Origin of the sequence: Pseudomonas sp. LS_2, assembly GCF_042709235.1 — a bacterium.
GTDB lineage: Bacteria > Pseudomonadota > Gammaproteobacteria > Pseudomonadales > Pseudomonadaceae > Aquipseudomonas.
In genome coordinates this window covers 101,374-120,267 of sequence record NZ_JAVAYC010000007.1, presented here as the reverse complement: position 1 = coordinate 120,267, position 18,894 = coordinate 101,374, and the positions used below count along the sequence as shown (strand labels likewise).

Genomic DNA, 18,894 nt, shown 5'->3' with positions numbered 1-18,894 from the left:
AGACTGGACAGGACCTTCGCAGGCCCGGAGAATAAAACTTTCAGTGCACACCTGTACTTCTTTTGCCGGGTGCACTGTGACTTTCACCACAACGCAATAGTCTATCTGTAGGCTGCCGCCCGGTAGCGAAGCACATCGGGCCGGACGGGAAGATTCATCCCCTGCCACAGGGGGTTATTGAGGAGCTCGCATGACCAAACAAAACGCCTTTACTCGGGAAGACCTGCTGCGCTGCAGTCGCGGTGAGCTGTTCGGCCCAGGTAATGCGCAACTGCCCGCCCCGAACATGCTGATGGTCGATCGGATCACCCACATCAGCGCCGAAGGTGGCAAGTACGGCAAGGGTGAATTGGTCGCCGAGCTGGATATCAACCCGGACCTGTGGTTCTTCGCCTGCCACTTCGAAGGCGACCCGGTCATGCCGGGCTGCCTGGGCCTCGACGCCATGTGGCAGCTGGTCGGTTTCTTCCTCGGCTGGCAAGGCCTGCCGGGCCGTGGCCGCGCCCTGGGTTCGGGCGAAGTGAAGTTCTTCGGCCAGGTACTGCCTGAAGCCAAGAAGGTCACCTACAACATTCAGATCAAGCGCGTCCTGAAGGGCAAGCTGAACATGGCCATCGCCGATGGCTCGGTCAGCGTCGATGGCCGCGAGATCTACACCGCCGAAGGCCTGCGGGTCGGCGTGTTCACCTCCACTGACAATTTCTAAGGGTTATTCGCATGCGCCGCGTCGTTATCACTGGTCTGGGCATCGTATCGTGCCTGGGCAATGACAAAGCTACCGTCACCGAAAACCTGCGTAACAGCCGTCCGGGTATCCGTTACAACCCGGAATACAAGGAATTGGGGCTGCGCAGCCAGGTTTCCGGGTCCATCGACCTCAACCTCGAAGAGCTGATCGACCGCAAGGTCTACCGTTTCGTCGGCCACGCCGCTGCGTACGCCTACCTGGCGATGCAGGATGCGATCAAGGACGCCGGCCTGACCGAGGAACAGGTCTCCAACCCGCGTACCGGCCTGGTCGCAGGCTCCGGCGGCGCATCGACCCTGAACCAGATGGAAGCACTGGACACCCTGCGCGAGAAAGGCGTCAAGCGCGTCGGCCCGTACCGTGTCACCCGCACCATGGGCAGCACCGTCTCGGCGTGCCTGGCCACCCCGTTCAAGATCAAGGGCATCAACTACTCGATCTCCTCGGCCTGCGCCACCAGCGCACACTGCATCGGCACTGCGCTGGAGCAGATCCAGTGGGGCAAACAGGACATCGTCTTCGCCGGCGGCGGCGAAGAAGAGCACTGGAGCCAGTCGTTCCTGTTCGATGCCATGGGCGCCCTTTCGACCAAGCGCAACGAAACCCCGGAACTGGCCTCCCGCGCCTACGACAACGACCGTGATGGCTTCGTCATCGCCGGCGGTGGCGGCATGGTGGTGGTCGAGGAACTGGAGCACGCCCTGGCCCGTGGCGCCAAGATCTACGCCGAAATCGTCGGCTACGGCGCCACCTCCGATGGCTACGACATGGTAGCCCCGAGCGGCGAAGGCGCGATCCGCTGCATGCAGCAGGCGCTGAGCACCGTCGACACCCCGATCGACTACCTGAACACCCACGGCACCTCCACCCCGGTCGGTGACGTCGCCGAAATGAAGGGCGTGCGTGAAGTGTTCGGCGACAAGGCACCGAAGATCAGCTCGACCAAGAGCCTCTCGGGCCACTCGCTGGGCGCTGCGGGCGTGCACGAGGCGATCTACTGCCTGCTGATGATGGAAAACAACTTCATCGCCGGCTCCGCCAACATCGACGAGCTGGACCCTGAGGTCGCCGACCTGCCGATTCTGCGCAAAACCGAAGAGAACGCCAAGATCGACACGGTCATGAGCAACAGCTTCGGCTTCGGCGGCACCAACGCCACCCTGGTGCTCAAGCGCTGGGAAGGCAAGTAAGCCGTAACGCATGAACGAAAACGCCCCGACTGGTTCGGGGCGTTTTCGTTTGTATCTGCGACCTCTTCGCGGGCAAAGCCCGCGCGTACAGGGTCGCTGGCGATCCTGTACATCACTTCTTCTTGGGCAATACCGCCAGGAAATTCTCCAGCGCTACCTTGCGCGCCACCGCTTCGGGCAAGGCATCCAGGAATGGGTCGAAGCCGTGCATCTGCTCCCCCACGCTGGCGAACCGCCCGACCACATCCGACCCCAGCATGAACCGGTCCGGGAACCTCTCCACGAGTTTCAACCACTGCTTGCGAGGCTCGCCCTGCTGGTCCAGCAAGTAGGGCCGCAAAACGCTCCACGACAGGTCGATGTACAGGTTCGGGTAGTCCTCCAGTAAACGCGTCACCACCGGCAACAGGAAGTCCATCTGCGTCTGGTGGCGATGAATCTCCATGCTCGCCCCGGCATGCGCCCAGATGAACCGGGTATGCGGGTGATTACGCAGCGGCTCTTCGAGTTCCGCCAGGTACAGGGGGTTACGCTCGCGCTTGGAAGTGATGTTGGAATGCACCAGCACCGGCAGATCGCGCTCGGCCGCCAGGTGGTAGATACGCGTCATTGCCTCGTTATTGGCCCGCGGTGTGTCGCCGCTGGTCAACGCGGTCAGGTCGTCATGCCGGGTGAACACTTCGCCGATGCCCTGCCAGAGCCCAGGGTAGAGCTCGAGCATGCGCTCGATATGGCTGACGGCATTCTTGTCCACCGGGTTGAAACCCGACAGAAACGGATGAAAGCGTCGGCGCTGTTCAGGCGGGAGCTTCTGTACGGCAGCGGCAACATGGATATCGGTGGCGCTGAACCAGTAGGCATCGGCATCGTCGCCAGCGTAATAGCGCGGACGCTTGGGCTCGTCCTCGTGCCATTTCTTCGCCACCGGAATACCGGAAATCATCGAGTGCTCCACCCCTGACTTGTCCATGGCCTCAAGCAACGCCGGCATGCCTTCGGTTTCCTGGAAAAAGTCGACGTAGTGCAGGTGGGCATCGCTGTAGCGGTAGTCACGCGCCTGTGCGGCCTGGCACAGCAGGCCTGAGAGCAACATGCAAGCCAGTATCCTGGCGGTCATGGGCAAGCTTCCTTATTCGAGTACGGACAGAGTAGACCGGTTGGCTCATCGAGCGGTTCAGCCACGGGCGCCAACCCGTTATGCTGTGACCATCTACCCATCCGGAGTCTGAACATGAGCAGTACCCTGGTCATCCGCCCACGCGCCGAATCGGTCGAGGGCCAGCCGATCCTGCGCCCACTGCCGTCCGCCCAATGCCGCAGCGTCGGCCCTTTCGTGTTCTTCGACCACATGCTGGCGACCGACTACGCGCCTGGCCATGGCATGGATGTGCGCCAGCACCCGCATATCGGCCTGTCGACCCTCACCTACCTGTTCGAAGGCGAAGTCCTGCACAAGGACAGCCTGGGCTCAAACCAGCACGTGCGGCCCGGAGATGTCAGCTGGATGACCGCAGGCCACGGCATCGCGCATGTCGAGCGCACACCCGCCGAGGCCGTGGCAAAAGGCTCGCGCCTGCATGGCCTGCAGGTCTGGTTGGCATCGCCCAGGGAGGCCGAACAGATCGACCCCAGCTACAGCCACCACCCGGCTGCCAGCCTGCCGGTCAGCGACAACCTGGGCGTGCGTATCTGCATGATCGCAGGCTCCGGGTTCTGCCTGGAGTCGCCCGTACCGGTGCTCTCCCCTACGCTGTACGCCCATGTGCGCATGCAACCGGCAACCACGTTGATCGTGCCGACCGAGCATGTGCAACGTGCCGTGTACCTGCTCGATGGCCAGCTGTCAGCGGATGGCGATGAGGTCGAAGCGCACAGCATGCTGGTGCTGCCCGAGGGCGAACAGGTCGTGCTGTATGCCGAGAGCGAGTGCGAGCTGGTGCTGGCCGGTGGAGCGCCGCTGGACGGCCCACGACGGATGAACTGGAACTTCGTGGCCAGCGACCCGGCGCTGATAGACCAGGCTCGGGCGCGCTGGTCGGCCGGAGACTGGCCGGTGGTGCCGGGCGAAACGCAGCGGATCGAACTGCCCCGCTGATGTGAAGGGGCCGCCTGGCGGCCCCGGCACCCTCACCCCTTGAACACTTCTTCCAGCAGGTTGTGCATCGCCTTGAAAGCGCGCTCGGCGGTGCGCCGGTCATACTGCATCTTGCCTGGAACATTGGCGCTAGGGTCGGTGAACGAATGCACCGCGCCGCCGTAGCTGAGCAATTGCCAGTCGACCTTGGCGGCGTTCATCTCCTCCTCGAATGCTGGCAATTGCTCCTTCGGCACCAACGGGTCGGATGCGCCGTGCAGCACCAGTACCGAGCCCTTGATCTGCCTGGCATCGTCAGCGTTCGGCGTATCCAGCGTGCCGTGGAACGACACGGCGGCCTTCAGGTCGGCACCCGTGCGGGCCAGCTCCAACGCGCAGCAGCCACCAAAGCAGAAGCCGAAGGTGCCGACCTTTCCCGGCGTCAGCAATGCCCTGGATTGCCCCAGCAATTGCGCCAAGGCTTCCTTCATGCGCTTGCGCAGCTCGCTGCGGTCGTTCTTCAACGGCATCATCGCCGTGCCTGCCTCGTCGGCGTTGGACGGGCGCACCGACTGGCCGTACAGGTCAGCGATCAGTACCACATAGCCTTTCTCGGCCACTTCCTTGGCAATGCGCTCAGCCCCCTCGCTGATGCCCATCCAGTTTGGCGCCATCACCAGTGCCGGCTGCGGTAACGCACCTGGCGCGTAGACCAGGCGGCTCTCGTAGGTTTTCCCGGACAGCTGATAGACCAGCGACTCGACGGTTACCTTGCTCATTGATCACTCCTTGGCTTTTCACGGACTACATAATGAAAAAAGCCCGCCGAAGCGGGCTTTTCATGCATCAACTCAAGCAGACAGTTCGACCAGCAGCTTGTTCAGGCGACGAACGTACGCCGCCGGGTCCTTCAGGCTGTCGCCGGCCGCCAGGGCCGCCTGGTCGAACAGAATGTGCGAAAGCTCCGCGAAGCGGTCCTCGCTCTGCTCGTGGTCCAGCTTCTCGATCAGCGGGTGGCTGGGGTTGAACTCGAAGATCGGCTTGGAATCCGGCACCTTCTGCCCGCTGGCCTCGAGGATCTGGCGCATCTGCAGACCCAGGTCCTGTTCACCGATCGCCAGGATCGCCGGCGAGTCGGTCAGGCGGTGCGAAACACGCACCTCGGCAACGCTGTCGCCCAGGGCAGTCTTCAAGCGCTCGACGAGGCCTTCTTTCTCTTTCGCCACTTCTTCCTGGGCTTTCTTGTCTTCTTCCGAATCCAGCTTGCCCAGGTCCAGGTCACCGCGGGCAACGTCCACGAACTGCTTGCCCTCGAACTCGCTGAGGTAGCTCATCAGCCACTCGTCGATACGGTCGGTCAGCAGCAGCACTTCGATGCCTTTCTTGCGGAACACTTCCAGGTGCGGGCTGTTCTTCACCTGGGCGTAGGTTTCGCCGGTCAGGTAGTAGATCTTGTCCTGGCCTTCCTGGGCGCGCGCCAGGTAATCCGCCAGGGCAACGCTTTGTTCGCCGCTGTCGTCCTGGGTGGATGCGAAGCGCAGCAGACCGGCGATCTTTTCCTTGTTGGCGAAATCTTCCGCCGGGCCTTCCTTGAGCACCTGGCCGAAGTTCTTCCAGAAGCCCTTGTACTGCTCCGGCTCGTTCTTCGCCAGCTTCTCCAGCATATCCAGCACGCGCTTGGTCAGGGCCGACTTCATCGAGTCGATGATCGGGTCCTTCTGCAGGATCTCGCGCGAGACGTTCAGCGACAGGTCGTTGGAGTCGACCACACCCTTGATGAAGCGCAGGTACAGCGGCAGGAACGACTCGGCCTGGTCCATGATGAACACGCGCTGCACATACAGCTTCAGGCCGCGTGGTGCTTCGCGCTGGTACAGGTCGAACGGCGCACGAGCTGGCACGTACAGCAGCGAGTTGTACTCGAGCTTGCCTTCGACCTTGTTGTGGCTCCAGGCCAGCGGGTTTTCGAAGTCATGGCCGATGTGCTTGTAGAACTCCTGGTACTCCTCGTCCTTGATCTCGGTGCGAGAGCGGGTCCACAGGGCACTGGCGCGGTTGACGGTTTCCCATTGCTGGGCTGGCTTTTCTTCGCCTTCGGCGGCTTCGGCCTGCTCCTGGGGCAGTTGGATAGGCAGTGCGATATGGTCGGAATATTTCTTGATGACGTTACGCAGGCGCCAGCCATCGGCGAACTCCTGCTCGTCCTTCTTCAGGTGCAGGACGATGCGGGTGCCGCGCTGCGGCTTCTCGACGGTCGCGACTTCGAAGTCGCCCTCACCCTTGGACGACCAGTGCACGCCCTCGGCAGCCGGCAGGCCGGCCCGGCGGCTGTAGACATCGACCTGGTCGGCGACGATGAACGCCGAGTAGAAGCCGACGCCGAACTGACCGATCAGGTGCGAGTCTTTCTTCTGGTCGCCGGTGAGGTTCTTCATGAAGTCGGCGGTGCCGGACTTGGCGATGGTGCCCAGGTGCGCGATCACGTCTTCGCGGCTCATGCCGATGCCGTTGTCTTCGAGGGTGACGGTGCCGGCATCCTTGTCGAAGCTCACGCGGATCTTCAGGTCGGCATCATCTTCGAGCAGCTCGGGCTTGGCCAGCGCTTCGAAGCGCAGTTTGTCGGAGGCGTCGGAGGCGTTGGAGATCAGCTCGCGCAGGAAGATCTCCTTGTTCGAATACAGCGAATGGATCATGAGGTGCAGCAGCTGCTTTACCTCGGTCTGGAAGCCCAGGGTTTCTTTTTGAGTCTCCACACTCATGTTCGTCAAACTCCAGTCTGATGGCAGTGGTCGCCAGCGGCCCGTTTGGCCTGCATTACGGCGGCGGATGTCCAGCAGATGGGGGCAGGCCCGAGTATTTCAAGGGCTTTTTTATTTCGAGGGCTTCTCGGGCTCGATCTTGAAATGCGCCCGCGCGGTGGCGATCGGCGCGGCGCGGTCGCCCTGCCAGGCGGTGATCGCCACGTTGGTCACCCGGCGGCCCTGGCGCCACAGCTGGCACTGGGCGTAGGTGTCGCGGTAGTGCCCGGCGCGCAGGTAGTCGATGGAAAAGTCGATGATCTTCGGGATGCTCGCGCTCTCACTGAAGATCAGCAGGTAAAGCGCCGCCGAAAGCTCCATGAAGCCTGCAATCACCCCACCATGGATGGCCGGCAGCAGCGGGTTGCCGATGTTGTCCTGGCTGGCGGGCAGGAGAAACAGCAGGTCGTCGCCCTGGCGCTGGCACTGGATACCGATCAGCCCGGCATAGGGAATCAACCCCAGCAGTGGCGCGTAGTCACCCCTGGCATGGGCCTCGTTGAGCTGCTTGCGCACGTCGGCGGGAATCATGCCCTGCCCTCCTTGAGCGCGCCGCCGAAGCGGATGCCGCCCTTGGCTTCCTGGCCCAGGCGCATGAAGGTGCCCACCACCTGGCAGATAGGCTGCTCGGGGTCGTCCTGGTAGGCGCTGCCGCGGGTAAAGATGACGTCGCGGGTGGCCCGGTAGCACTGGGCATGGCCGAAGATCTCCTTGCCGGGCTCGGCCGGGTGCATGTAGTCGATACGCAGGTCCAGGGTCGGGCACACCTCGAAGCGCGGCAGTACACACAGCGTGGCCATGCCGCAGGTGGTGTCCATCAGCGTGGTCAGGGCGCCGCCATGTACCGCGCCGGTCTGCGGGTTGCCGACGATGCCTGGCGACCAGGGCAGCACAAGGGTCATGCCATTGGCATCGGCGTGATGAACACGCATCTTCAACAGCTGGCAATGGCGCAGCGCCGACAGAAAACGTTCTGCCATTGAGACAAGGGCGATCTCGCTCATAAGGTCATGCCTTCCCTGCTGATGTTCACCCACGCACACGGCGCGGAAAAAGTCTATGTAGAACGGGGCGTTATATATCTTCAACAAATGTTGAACTTATTCCACCGCCTGGCGCTCGAAGGTTACAAGCACGTTATTCCACAAGGAGAAACACCCCATGCGTAAACCTTTTGCTTTTGCTCTGATGCTGGCTGCTGCCATGGGCCTGGCTGCTTGCGATAAAGCGAGCGAAGACAAAGCCCAGGACGCACAGCAACATGCCGAACAAGCCCAGGAAAAAATGGGCGAAGCTCAGGATAAGATGAACGACGCGGCCAAGGAAAACGCCGAAGCCGCCAAAGATCAGGCCGAAGCGCAGCAGAAAGCCGCTGAGGAAGCCGCGCCGGCAACACCGGCGCCAGGCACCGCACCGGCTACCACTGCTCCGGCCGAACCAGCCAAGCAGTAATCGGCAGTCAAGAAAAAACCGGCGAAAGCCGGTTTTTTTGTGGGCGTAACTTATTGACTTAAACGCTTCAGTTCGATGCAGGAGAAGTGTCCTTGGGTGTTTCGACCGGGGCATTTTCGGTGGGCGTGAATACCATCACCTCCAATACATCGGAATGGAACTCGCGCCGATACAGAATCAGCACCACCCCCACACTCATCAACATGAACAACCACGGGCTGATAAACCAACTGAGCATGGCCATGCCGAAGTAGTAGGCCCGCAGGCCAAAGTTGAACTGGTTGGCCGCCAACGACAGCACTCGCGCGGCCCTTGAAGCGAAGGCCTTGCGTTCCAACTCGTTCACCAGCCGCTCGCCGATCATCGGTGCCGATCCCACCAGCACGGCAGCGAAGTTGTATTGGCGCATGCACCAGCTGAACGTGAAGAAGGCGTAGACGAAGACCATCGCCAGGCACAGCAGCTTGATTTCGGAAATGGCCTGGGACGCCTGCTGAACCCACGGCAGGTCGGCCAGCAACGAAAGCGCCCGGTCGGAAGAACCGAGTACCGTCAGGATGCCGGCCAGGATGATCAGCGTGCTGGAAGCAAAGAACGAGGCATTGCGCTCAAGGTTGCCGATCACGCTGGCGTCGGCGATGCGGTTGTCGCGCAGCAGCATGCGGCGCATCCAGTCTTCCCGGTACAGATGCAGGACACTGGCCAGGCACGCGGTATCGCGCGCTTTCCAGGTGGCATAGCGGGTGTAGCCGCCCCAGCAGAGGGCGAACCAGGCAATCGCCAGCAGGTTGTCGAGGTTGGTTCGAATGAAATCCATGGGTTTTTCCGAGTGGTCCGGGCGCACAGAAAAGGTAGACCGGGTTTCGACGCTTGTACGTTGGAAAAGGCACTATCAGCAGGCTATTTGCGCGCCACAGACACAAAAAAACCCGCACGCTCATCGAATGCGGGTTCCGGGTGTCTCCGGGTTCGGGCGCCCTCGGCTTGTGGCCAGCGCCCGAGACGCGGTGTCACCTCGTCAGGCCAGCGCTTCGCGCGGCTTGCCGAGCATGCGGTCGCACAGCACGGCAGCGGCCAGGGTCAGCACCGATGGCACCAGCCAGGCCATGCCTTCTGCGCTGAACGGCAGGTGCGCCATGAACTCTGGCAGTACGTGGGCGATGCTGCTGCCCTTGATGGCATCGACGATACCGAACAGCAACGACACCAGCATGACCGGCGCCAGGATACGCGTCTGCGAATTCCACAGGTCTTTCACGAAGCTCAGGCCCACCACCACGATGCAAGGCGGATAAATGGCGGTGAGTACCGGGATCGAGAACATGATCAGCTTGGTCAGGCCAAGGTTGGAGATCAGCAGCGAGAAGCCCGCCAGGATCACCACCAGCGCGCGATAGGACAGCGGCAGCACCTGGCTGAAGTACTCGGCACAAGCGCAGGTCAGTCCAACCGCGGTCACCAGGCAGGCCAGTGCGATCAGCACGGCGAGGAAGCCGCTGCCGAGCGAGCCGAAAGTGTGCTGGACATAGGCATGCAGCACGGCCGCACCATTGGTGGCACCTGCGGCGATCTCGTGGCTGCCCGCCCCCAGGCGGAACAGGCTGATGTACACCAGGGCCAGGCCCACCCCTGCGATCAGGCCGGCGATGATGGCGTAACGGGTAATCAGCTTCGGCGACTCGACACCGCGCGAGCGGATGGCGTTTACGATGACGATACCAAAGACCAGGGCACCCAGGGTGTCCATGGTCAGGTAACCGTCGGAAAAGCCCTTGGAGAACGCGGCAGCGGCATACGCCGGCTGCGCTTCGCCGATGGTACCGGCAGGCAGCGCGAAGGCAGCAATGCCGAGGATGGCCAGGGCGAGGATCTTCAACGGCGCGAGGAAGCGGCCTACGGTATCGAGCAGCTTGCCGGGATACATCGACACGGCCAGCACCACGATGAAATACACCAAGCTGTAGAGGAAGAGTGCCAGTGGGCTCTCACCGGTCAGCGGCGCCACACCCACTTCGAAGGAAACGGTCGCCGTGCGCGGGGTGGCGAACAATGGGCCGACCGAGAGGTAGCACACCGCCGCGAGCAAGCCGCCGAAGAACTTGCCGATCGGGCTGCTCAGCGCGTCCATGCCGCCGCCGACCCTGGCCAGGGCGACCACGGTGATGACAGGGAGACCAACGGCGGTGACCAGGAAGCCCAGTGCCGCCATCCAGACATGAGGCCCGGATTGCAGGCCGACGATAGGCGGGAAGATGATGTTGCCGGCGCCTACGAAAAGCGCGAACGTCATAAAGCCAAGCGCCAGGATATCCTGGCCTTTTAACACTTTCATTTGAAGAAGTACCACACTGCTGAAATCGGGATTCGAGAGGGAATTTCCCAGTGGATGACGGGAAATGCTGCCCGGCTTGGTGAGCCAGACCCGTTTAGCGTGTCGTTCCCTTTTGGGGCACGGGCACAGAGTGGCGCGTAGGGTACCCAATTTGCCGGACAAACGCACTGCAACAGAGCAGGTTGTCCGATGTGCGTATAGGTTTGTCGTCTGGGTGACCGAGGCGTTGCGGGATTTTCCCAGAATGCCCGGCATCATCTGTAGGATTTGCTTTAATCGTCACCCTCTTGAAACGACAAAGGCCACCCGAAGGTGGCCTCTGTGCGCGTGGGGGGTGCAGCGTATTACTTCTTGGCTTCCCAGCCAGTCAGCTCGGCCAGGGCCTTGCCGATGTCAGCCAGGGAACGCACGGTTTTTACACCGGCGTCCTGCAGAGCGGCGAATTTCTCGTCCGCAGTGCCTTTGCCACCGGAGATGATGGCACCAGCGTGGCCCATGCGCTTGCCCGCAGGAGCGGTAACACCAGCGATGTAGGAAACCACAGGCTTGGTGACGTTGGCCTTGATGTAGGCCGCAGCTTCTTCTTCAGCCGAACCGCCGATCTCGCCGATCATGACGATCGCTTCGGTCTTCGGGTCTTCCTGGAACAGCTTCAGGATGTCGATGAAGTTGGAGCCTGGGATCGGGTCGCCGCCGATACCTACGCAGGTCGACTGGCCGAAGCCGGCGTCGGTGGTCTGCTTGACCGCTTCGTAGGTCAGGGTGCCGGAACGCGAAACGATACCGACCTTGCCTGGCAGGTGGATGTGACCTGGCATGATGCCGATCTTGCACTCGCCCGGAGTGATGACGCCTGGGCAGTTAGGACCGATCAGGGTAACGCCCAGCTCGTCGCACTTGACCTTGGCATCCAGCATGTCCAGGGTAGGAATGCCTTCGGTGATGCAGACGATCAGCTTGATGCCGCCGAAGGCAGCTTCCAGGATCGAGTCCTTGCAGAACGGAGCCGGAACGTAGATGACCGAAGCGTCGGCGCCAGTGGCTTCGACGGCTTCCTTGACGGTGTTGAACACCGGCAGGCCCAGGTGGGTAGTGCCACCCTTGCCTGGGGTCACGCCGCCAACCATCTTGGTGCCGTAGGCGATGGCTTGTTCGGAGTGGAAAGTACCCTGCGAGCCGGTGAAGCCCTGGCAGATGACCTTGGTGTCTTTATTGATCAGGACGCTCATTACTTGCCCTCCGCAGCTTTGACAACTTGTTGAGCAGCGTCGGTCAGGCTGGTTGCCGCAATGATGTTCAAACCGCTTTCTGCCAGTACTTTAGCGCCCAGTTCGGCGTTGTTGCCTTCGAGGCGAACGACGACCGGTACTTTGACGCCAACTTCTTTCACTGCACCGATGATGCCTTCGGCAATCATGTCGCAGCGAACGATGCCGCCGAAGATGTTGACCAGTACGGCCGCGACATTGCTGTCGGACAGGATGATCTTGAAGGCTTCGGTCACGCGCTCTTTGGTAGCGCCACCACCTACGTCGAGGAAGTTGGCTGGCTTGCCGCCGTGCAGGTTGACGATGTCCATGGTACCCATGGCCAGGCCGGCACCGTTGACCATGCAGCCGATGTTGCCTTCCAGGGCAACGTAGTTCAGTTCGAACTTGGCAGCGTGGGCTTCACGGGCGTCGTCCTGCGACGGGTCGTGGAAGGTCTTCAGCTTGGGCTGACGGTACATGGCATTGGCGTCGATGTTGATCTTGGCATCGAGGCAGTGCAGGTCACCGTCGGCCTTGATCACCAGCGGGTTGACTTCCAGCAGGGCCAGGTCGTGGTCCTTGAACAGCTTGGCCAGGCCTACGAAGATCTTGGCGAACTGTTGAACTTGCTTGCCTTCCAGGCCCAGCTGGAAAGCCAGCTCGCGACCCTGGAACGGCTGAGCGCCGACCAGCGGGTCGATGGTAGCCTTGAGGATCTTCTCGGGAGTGTCGTGAGCGACTTTCTCGATGTCCACGCCACCTTCGGTGGAGGCCATGAACACGATGCGACGGCTCGAACGGTCGACTACAGCGCCCAGGTACAGCTCCTTGGCGATGTCAGTGCAGGATTCGACCAGGATCTTGGAGACTGGCTGACCGTTGGCGTCGGTCTGGTAGGTCACCAGATTCTTGCCCAACCATTGCGCAGCGAACGCCTTGGCGTCTTCTTTGCTGCGAACCAGCTTGACGCCGCCCGCTTTACCGCGACCACCGGCGTGGACCTGGGCTTTTACCACCCACTCCGAACCACCGATCTTTTCGCAGGCTTCTGCGGCTTGCTCAGGGGTATCGACCGCGAAACCCTTGGAAACTGGCAGGCCGTACTCAGCGAACAGCTGTTTACCCTGATACTCGTGAAGATTCATGCTTTTTACCGTCTTCGTTAGGTACTGCGCTTCGGCGCTGCGCCATTGCTGGTGCCGCGCCACCTGTGACCGTTAACCCCGGATTTTTCCGGTGGCTCGGTCCGGCGGACGTTCCGCGGTGAGTCTTGCACGCAAGACCCACGACGGGCAGCCCGCCGTGGTTTCTTATAATTAACGCTTCTTACGGTTGGCCACGTGAATGGCGCCGCCATTCACAGCCAGCGCGGCTTCATGCAGCGCTTCGGACAGGGTCGGATGGCTGAAGACCATCATGCCCAGGTCTTCGGCACTGGTGCCGAATTCCATTGCGATCGCGCCCTGCTGCACCAGTTCGGCAGCCGATGGGCCGATCACGTGAACGCCCAGTACGCGGTCGGTCTTGGCGTCGGCGATGACCTTGACGAAACCACCGGTGTCGTTGGCCGCCATCGCACGGCCGCTGGCCGCGAACGGGAAGGTGCCCACGTTAACCTCAACGCCTTCGGCCTTCAAGGCCTGTTCGGTCTTGCCGACCCAGGCGATTTCCGGGTGGGTGTAGATGACCGATGGGATCAGGTCGTAGTTCATCTGGGCCTTGTGGCCCTTGATGCGCTCGACGACCATGATGCCCTCTTCCGAGGCCTTGTGCGCCAGCATCATGCCGCGCACCACGTCACCAATGGCGAAGACGCCCGGCACGCTGGTAGCGCAGTGGTCATCGACGAAGATGTAACCACGCTCGTCGATGTTCACCCCGCTGTCGGCAGCCAGCAGGTCGGTGGTCACCGGACGGCGGCCGACCGCAACGATCAGCTTGTCGAAGACGATCTTCTGCTCGCCTTCGGCGTTGGTGTAGGTGACTTCGACTTCGTCGCCGTTGACTTTCGAGCCAGTGACGCGAGCGCCCAGCTTGATGTCCAGGCCTTGCTTGGTCAGGGTCTTCTGGGCTTCTTTCGACACAGCGGTGTCGGCAGCCATCAGGAAGGTGTCCAAGGCTTCGAGGACGGTGACTTCAGCACCCAGGCGAGCCCAGACCGAACCCAGTTCCAGGCCGATGACGCCAGCGCCGATCACGCCCAGACGCTTGGGAACCGATTGGAATTCCAGGGCGCCGGTGGAGTCGACAATGACCTTCTGGTCGACCGGGGCCGGCGGAATGTCGATCGGGCGCGAGCCGGAAGCCAGGATCACGTTCTCGGCTTCGATGACTTCAACCGAGCCATCAGGCTTGGTGACTTCGACTTTCTTGCCAGCCAGCAGCTTGCCGTGGCCTTGGATCGAGGTAACGCCGTTGGCCTTGAACAGGGTGGAAACACCGCTGGTCAGGTTCTTGACGATGCCAGCCTTGCGGCCAACCATCGCGGCGACGTCCATCTTCACTTCGCCAGTGGAGATACCGTGGACGTTGAAGCTTTCTTTGGCTTCCTTGTACTTCCAGGAGCTGTCGAGCAGGGCCTTGGAAGGAATGCAACCCACGTTCAGGCAGGTACCGCCCAGGGCCAGCTTGCCCTCGGCGTCGGTGTATTTCTCGATGCAGGCGGTCGAAAGGCCGAGCTGCGCGGCCTTGATGGCGGCTACATAGCCGCCAGGACCTGCACCAATCACTACCACGTCGAATTTCTGGGTCATAAAAGATTCCTTTTAAGCTTCAAGCGGCAAGCTGCAGGCCGCAAGACGACACGCTTCGGAGCGAAGCCTGGCGCTTGCGGCCTGCAGCCGCGTCATTAGATGTCCAGCAGCAGACGAGCCGGATCTTCCAGCAGGTTCTTGATGGTCACCAGGAAGGTTACCGCTTCCTTGCCGTCGATCAGGCGGTGGTCGTAGGACAGTGCCAGGTACATCATCGGGCGAATGACCACTTGGCCGTTGATCGCCATCGGACGCTGGATGATGTTGTGCATGCCCAGGATCGCGGCTTGCGGCGGGTTGACGATCGGGGTCGACATCATCGAACCGAAGGTACCACCGTTGGTGATGGTGAAGGTACCGCCGGTCATCTCCTCGATGGCCAGCTTGCCGTCACGGGCCTTCTTGCCGAAGGTGGCGATGCCGTTCTCGATTTCCGCCAGGCTCATCGACTCGGCGTTACGCAGAACCGGTACCACCAGGCCACGGTCGCTGGAGACGGCAACGCCGACGTCCGCATAGCCGTGGTAGACGATGTCGTTGCCGTCGATCGAGGCGTTGACCGCCGGGAAGCGCTTCAGCGCCTCGGTAGCTGCCTTGACGAAGAACGACATGAAGCCCAGGCGTACGCCGTTGTGGGACTTCTCGAACAGGTCCTTGTACTTCGAACGCAGGGCCATGACTTCGGTCATGTCGACTTCGTTGAAGGTGGTCAGCATGGCCATGGTCGACTGAGCCTCGACCAGACGATCGGCGATCTTGGCACGCAGGCGCGTCATCGGTACGCGCTTCTCGGTGCGGTCGCCAGCAGCGACGACAACCGGGGCGGCGGCAGCAGCGGCAGCTGGCTTGGCAGCCGGGGCCGACTTCTTGTTGGCGACGGCGGCGACGACGTCTTCCTTGGTCACGCGACCGCCTTTGCCGGTGCCGGCAACGGTAGCCAGGTCGATACCGTTTTCTTCAGCCAGCTTGCGCGCGGCAGGCGCGGCGATCGGGTCGTCTTCGCCAGCGTCGGCAGCGGCTGGAGCTGGGGCTGCGGCAGCCGGAGCAGCAGCCGGCGCAGCGGCAGCAGCACCGCCTTCAACGATCGAACCCAGGACCTCGTCGGACAGGACGGTGTCGCCCTCGCCCTTGACGATGTCGCCCAGCACGCCGTCGGCGGTGGCCAGCACTTCCAGGACGACCTTGTCGGTCTCGATGTCGACGATCAGCTCGTCACGCTTGACGGCTTCGCCCGGCTTCTTGTGCCAGGTGGCAACGGTGCCATCGGCAACCGATTCCGGGAAGGTTGGGGCTTTGATCTCGATAGCCATTATCAGTGTTTCCTTAAATTCGGTTTCAAGTGCGCGAAGGCGTTAGACAGTGAAGGCGTCTTGCAGCAGTTTTTCCTGCTGTTCGGCGTGCTTCGATGCGTAACCACAGGCTGGCGCGGCAGACGCGTCGCGGCCGGCGTATTCCAGGACCAGTGCCTTGTTGTGGCGGCCCAGGATACGGCGCATGTGGTGCTGGCTGCTGTACCAGGCGCCCTGGTTCATCGGCTCTTCCTGGCACCACACCGCATGCTTGAGGTTGGTGTACGGCGCCAGGATTTCGACCAGGTCGTCCTCAGGGAACGGATACAGCTGCTCGATACGCACGATGGCGATATCTTCGCGGCCTTCGGCACGGCGTTTTTCCAGCAGATCGTAGTAGACCTTGCCGCTGGCCAGGATCAGGCGCTCGACCTTGGCCGGGTCGAGGGTGTCGACTTCCGGGATCACGGTCTGGAACGAGCCCTCGGCCAAGTCTTCCAAGGTCGAGACGGCCAGCTTGTGGCGCAGCAGCGACTTCGGCGTCAGGACGATCAGCGGCTTGCGCAGCGGGCGAATGACCTGGCGACGCAGCAGGTGGTAGATCTGCGCCGGGGTGGTCGGCACGCACACCTGGATGTTGTGCTCGGCGCACAGCTGCAGGTAGCGTTCCAGACGCGCCGAGGAGTGCTCGGGGCCTTGGCCTTCATAGCCGTGTGGCAGCAGCATGGTCAGGCCGCACAGACGGCCCCACTTGTGCTCGCCGCTGGTGATGAACTGGTCGATCACCACCTGGGCGCCGTTGGCGAAGTCGCCGAACTGGGCTTCCCAGATCACCAGCGCGTTCGGCGTGGTGGTCGAGTAGCCGTATTCGAAGGCCAGTACTGCTTCTTCCGAGAGGAAGGAGTCGTACAGGTCGAAGCGCGGCTGGCCCGGGAACAGGTTCTGCAGCGGCACGTAGGTGCTGGCGTCCTTCTGGTTGTGCAGCACCGCATGGCGGTGCGAGAAGGTGCCACGGCCGATGTCCTGGCCGGTCATGCGGATCGGGTGACCTTCGAACTGCAGGGTGGCGTAGGCCATGGTCTCTGCATAACCCCAGTTGATCGGCAAGCCACCGGCCTGCATCTTCTGGCGGTCTTCGTAGATCTTCGAGACCTGGCGCTGGACCACGAAGCCTTCCGGCAGCTCGAGCAGCTTGGCCGAGAGGTCCTGCAGGGTCTTGAGGTCGAAGCGGGTGTCGTGACGCGCGGTCCAGGCATGGCCCAGGTACGGACGCCAGTCGACGAACAGCTCGCGGTTCGGCTCCTTGACCAGGCTCTTGACCACGTGCAGGCCGTTGTCCAGGGCGTTGCGGTATTCGTCGACCTTGGACTGGGCGCCCTCGGCGTCGATACGGCCGGCCTTGATCAGCGCCTCGGCGTACAGCTCACGGGTGGTGCGCTGCTTGCTGATCTGCTGGTACATCAGCGGCTGGGTACCGTTCGGTTCGTCGGCCTCGTTGTGGCCGCGGCGGCGGTAGCAGACCAGGTCGATGACCACGTCGCGCTTGAACTGCATGCGGTAGTCGACGGCCAGCTGGGTGACGAACAGCACCGCTTCCGGGTCATCGCCGTTCACGTGCAGGATCGGCGCCTGGATCATCTTGGCCACGTCGGTGGCGTACTCGGTGGAGCGCGCGTCCAGCGGGTTGCTGATGGTGAAACCGACCTGGTTGTTGATCACGATGTGCACGGTGCCGCCGGTCTTGAAACCGCGGGTCTGCGACATCTGGAAGGTTTCCATGACCACACCCTGACCGGCAAATGCTGCGTCGCCGTGGATGGAGATTGGCAGAACCTTGTCACCCGAGGTGTCGTTGCGACGGTCCTGGCGGGCGCGCACCGAACCTTCCACCACTGGCGAGACGATTTCCAGGTGGGAGGGGTTGAACGCCATGGCCAGGTGGACTTCGCCACCGGTGGTCATCACGTTGCTGGAGAAGCCCTGGTGATATTTCACGTCACCGGAGCCCAGCTCGTTCATCTTCTTGCCTTCGAACTCGTCGAACAGCTCGCGCGGGTTCTTGCCGAAGGTGTTGACCAGCACGTTAAGGCGGCCACGGTGGGCCATGCCGATCACGACTTCCTTGGTGCCGTAGGAGCCGGAACGCTGGATCATTTCGTCCAGCATCGGGATCAGGCTCTCGCCGCCCTCCAGGCCGAAACGCTTGGTGCCTGGGTACTTGGTGCCCAGGTACTTTTCCAGGCCCTCGCCCGCTGTCACGCGCTCGAGCAGGTGGGTCTGCACGTCGGCGGAGTAATCAGGACGACCACGGACGCTTTCCAGGCGCTGCTGGAACCAGCTGCGCTGCTCGGAATCGACGATGTGGGTGAACTCGGCGCCGATGGTGCGACAATATGTCTTCTGCAGCGCATCGAAGATTTCGCGTAGGCTCGCTTCCTCTTTGCCGATGAACAGGTCGCCGGCACGGAAGGTCGTATCAAGGTCGGCATTGGTCAAGCCGTAGTGATTGATCGACAGGTCTACGGGCGCAGGGCGCTGCCACAACCCCAACGGGTCGAGCGTGGCAGCCTGATGGCCGCGCATCCGATAGGCCTGGATCAGTCGCAGAACTTCAACCTGCTTCTTCTCGTGTTCACTGCTCACGCTCCCGGCGGAAACCGGTTGGGCGCGGCGCTGGTTCTTTGCCAGCAGTACGAAATGGTCGCGGATTGTAGAGTGCGATACATCGGTAGCGGTGCTGCCGTCGGCGGGCAACTTCTGGAAGTAAGTGCGCCACTCTTCTGGCACAGCGTTAGGGTCGTGCAGGTAAAGCTCGTAGAGCTCTTCCACATATGCAGCGTTACCACCTGAAAGGTGGGCGCTTTCCCACATGCGCTGCATCACGCTTTCTTGCATGCTTGGTCACCCTCGTTCGGGGACGGATCGGCAAGTGCCCCAGCACACATGGAAAGCCCGAGAACAGCGACTGACCACGCCACCGAGGATCCTGCAGATTTTCCGGGTACCAG

Annotated in this window: 16 protein-coding genes; 4 read left to right on the top strand and 12 right to left on the bottom strand. The window is 62.0% G+C overall.

Annotation, left to right across the window (positions count from 1 at the left end):
• Positions 1–190 precede the first annotated feature (190 nt).
• A complete protein-coding gene (fabA, locus tag RAC97_RS08870; RefSeq protein ID WP_042123398.1) occupies positions 191–706 on the top strand; it encodes a 3-hydroxyacyl-[acyl-carrier-protein] dehydratase FabA in 516 nt (171 codons plus the stop codon).
• Positions 707–717: 11 nt separating this feature from the next.
• Complete coding sequence (fabB, locus tag RAC97_RS08865; protein ID WP_375100963.1) at positions 718–1,938, top strand: beta-ketoacyl-ACP synthase I; 1,221 nt, start codon at positions 718–720, stop codon at positions 1,936–1,938.
• A 112-nt stretch (positions 1,939–2,050) separates the two neighbouring features.
• Here fabB and RAC97_RS08860 read toward each other — a convergent pair whose 3' ends face one another.
• Positions 2,051–3,055, bottom strand: coding sequence for an amidohydrolase family protein (locus RAC97_RS08860; RefSeq protein ID WP_375100962.1), 1,005 nt, complete (start codon positions 3,053–3,055; stop codon positions 2,051–2,053).
• A 114-nt stretch (positions 3,056–3,169) separates the two neighbouring features.
• Here RAC97_RS08860 and RAC97_RS08855 point away from each other — a divergent pair, with 114 nt between their 5' ends.
• The gene (locus tag RAC97_RS08855) at positions 3,170–4,033 is read left to right on the top strand and encodes a pirin family protein (protein WP_375100961.1); all 864 of its coding nucleotides are present in this window, start codon (positions 3,170–3,172) and stop codon (positions 4,031–4,033) included.
• Positions 4,034–4,065: 32 nt separating this feature from the next.
• On the opposite strand, the gene RAC97_RS08850 is transcribed toward RAC97_RS08855, so the two are convergent.
• The 4 genes from RAC97_RS08850 to RAC97_RS08835 all read right to left on the bottom strand — a co-directional run bounded on the left by RAC97_RS08850 (position 4,066) and on the right by RAC97_RS08835 (position 7,814).
• Complete coding sequence (locus RAC97_RS08850; protein ID WP_375100960.1) at positions 4,066–4,791, bottom strand: dienelactone hydrolase family protein; 726 nt, start codon at positions 4,789–4,791, stop codon at positions 4,066–4,068.
• A 72-nt stretch (positions 4,792–4,863) separates the two neighbouring features.
• The gene (htpG, locus tag RAC97_RS08845; RefSeq protein WP_375100959.1) at positions 4,864–6,771 is read right to left on the bottom strand and encodes a molecular chaperone HtpG; all 1,908 of its coding nucleotides are present in this window, start codon (positions 6,769–6,771) and stop codon (positions 4,864–4,866) included.
• A gap of 111 nt (positions 6,772–6,882) precedes the next feature.
• On the bottom strand, positions 6,883–7,341 hold the full coding sequence (locus tag RAC97_RS08840) for a PaaI family thioesterase (RefSeq protein ID WP_375100958.1): 459 nt from the start codon (positions 7,339–7,341) through the stop codon (positions 6,883–6,885).
• Complete coding sequence (locus tag RAC97_RS08835) at positions 7,338–7,814, bottom strand: PaaI family thioesterase (protein ID WP_375100957.1); 477 nt, start codon at positions 7,812–7,814, stop codon at positions 7,338–7,340. The genes RAC97_RS08840 and RAC97_RS08835 overlap by 4 nt, the downstream gene beginning before the upstream one ends.
• A gap of 157 nt (positions 7,815–7,971) precedes the next feature.
• Between RAC97_RS08835 and RAC97_RS08830 the strand changes: the two genes are divergently transcribed.
• Positions 7,972–8,262 (top strand): hypothetical protein, encoded by a 291-nt coding sequence (locus RAC97_RS08830; protein WP_375100956.1) that lies wholly within the window; start codon positions 7,972–7,974, stop codon positions 8,260–8,262.
• Positions 8,263–8,329: 67 nt separating this feature from the next.
• On the opposite strand, the gene RAC97_RS08825 is transcribed toward RAC97_RS08830, so the two are convergent.
• The 7 genes from RAC97_RS08825 to RAC97_RS08795 all read right to left on the bottom strand — a co-directional run bounded on the left by RAC97_RS08825 (position 8,330) and on the right by RAC97_RS08795 (position 18,781).
• Positions 8,330–9,079: a DUF599 domain-containing protein gene (locus tag RAC97_RS08825; protein ID WP_375100955.1), complete on the bottom strand. Its 750-nt coding sequence runs from the start codon at positions 9,077–9,079 to the stop codon at positions 8,330–8,332.
• Positions 9,080–9,280: 201 nt separating this feature from the next.
• Positions 9,281–10,594 carry a branched-chain amino acid transport system II carrier protein gene (brnQ, locus tag RAC97_RS08820; RefSeq protein WP_375100954.1) on the bottom strand — a complete coding sequence of 438 codons (1,314 nt, stop codon included), beginning with the start codon at positions 10,592–10,594 and terminating at the stop codon, positions 9,281–9,283.
• 344 nt (positions 10,595–10,938) lie between these two features.
• A complete protein-coding gene (gene sucD, locus RAC97_RS08815) occupies positions 10,939–11,823 on the bottom strand; it encodes a succinate--CoA ligase subunit alpha (RefSeq protein ID WP_016393102.1) in 885 nt (294 codons plus the stop codon).
• Positions 11,823–12,989: an ADP-forming succinate--CoA ligase subunit beta gene (gene sucC / locus RAC97_RS08810; RefSeq protein WP_375100953.1), complete on the bottom strand. Its 1,167-nt coding sequence runs from the start codon at positions 12,987–12,989 to the stop codon at positions 11,823–11,825. Before sucC ends, sucD begins: the two co-directional genes overlap by 1 nt.
• A 171-nt stretch (positions 12,990–13,160) precedes the next feature.
• Positions 13,161–14,597, bottom strand: coding sequence for a dihydrolipoyl dehydrogenase (lpdA, locus tag RAC97_RS08805; protein WP_375100952.1), 1,437 nt, complete (start codon positions 14,595–14,597; stop codon positions 13,161–13,163).
• A gap of 95 nt (positions 14,598–14,692) precedes the next feature.
• Positions 14,693–15,907 (bottom strand): 2-oxoglutarate dehydrogenase complex dihydrolipoyllysine-residue succinyltransferase, encoded by a 1,215-nt coding sequence (gene odhB / locus RAC97_RS08800; protein ID WP_375100951.1) that lies wholly within the window; start codon positions 15,905–15,907, stop codon positions 14,693–14,695.
• Positions 15,908–15,949: 42 nt separating this feature from the next.
• Positions 15,950–18,781 (bottom strand): 2-oxoglutarate dehydrogenase E1 component, encoded by a 2,832-nt coding sequence (locus RAC97_RS08795; RefSeq protein ID WP_375100950.1) that lies wholly within the window; start codon positions 18,779–18,781, stop codon positions 15,950–15,952.
• Positions 18,782–18,894: the final 113 nt, after the last annotated feature.

Coding starts and splice junctions, on each gene's coding strand:
- fabA (WP_042123398.1), top strand. CDS start 191: ATGACCAAACAAAACGCCTTTACTCGGGAAGACCTGCTGCGCTGCAGT.
- fabB (WP_375100963.1), top strand. CDS start 718: ATGCGCCGCGTCGTTATCACTGGTCTGGGCATCGTATCGTGCCTGGGC.
- RAC97_RS08860 (WP_375100962.1), bottom strand. CDS start 3,055: ATGACCGCCAGGATACTGGCTTGCATGTTGCTCTCAGGCCTGCTGTGC.
- RAC97_RS08855 (WP_375100961.1), top strand. CDS start 3,170: ATGAGCAGTACCCTGGTCATCCGCCCACGCGCCGAATCGGTCGAGGGC.
- RAC97_RS08850 (WP_375100960.1), bottom strand. CDS start 4,791: ATGAGCAAGGTAACCGTCGAGTCGCTGGTCTATCAGCTGTCCGGGAAA.
- htpG (WP_375100959.1), bottom strand. CDS start 6,771: ATGAGTGTGGAGACTCAAAAAGAAACCCTGGGCTTCCAGACCGAGGTA.
- RAC97_RS08840 (WP_375100958.1), bottom strand. CDS start 7,341: ATGATTCCCGCCGACGTGCGCAAGCAGCTCAACGAGGCCCATGCCAGG.
- RAC97_RS08835 (WP_375100957.1), bottom strand. CDS start 7,814: ATGAGCGAGATCGCCCTTGTCTCAATGGCAGAACGTTTTCTGTCGGCG.
- RAC97_RS08830 (WP_375100956.1), top strand. CDS start 7,972: ATGCGTAAACCTTTTGCTTTTGCTCTGATGCTGGCTGCTGCCATGGGC.
- RAC97_RS08825 (WP_375100955.1), bottom strand. CDS start 9,079: ATGGATTTCATTCGAACCAACCTCGACAACCTGCTGGCGATTGCCTGG.
- brnQ (WP_375100954.1), bottom strand. CDS start 10,594: ATGAAAGTGTTAAAAGGCCAGGATATCCTGGCGCTTGGCTTTATGACG.
- sucD (WP_016393102.1), bottom strand. CDS start 11,823: ATGAGCGTCCTGATCAATAAAGACACCAAGGTCATCTGCCAGGGCTTC.
- sucC (WP_375100953.1), bottom strand. CDS start 12,989: ATGAATCTTCACGAGTATCAGGGTAAACAGCTGTTCGCTGAGTACGGC.
- lpdA (WP_375100952.1), bottom strand. CDS start 14,597: ATGACCCAGAAATTCGACGTGGTAGTGATTGGTGCAGGTCCTGGCGGC.
- odhB (WP_375100951.1), bottom strand. CDS start 15,907: ATGGCTATCGAGATCAAAGCCCCAACCTTCCCGGAATCGGTTGCCGAT.
- RAC97_RS08795 (WP_375100950.1), bottom strand. CDS start 18,781: ATGCAAGAAAGCGTGATGCAGCGCATGTGGGAAAGCGCCCACCTTTCA.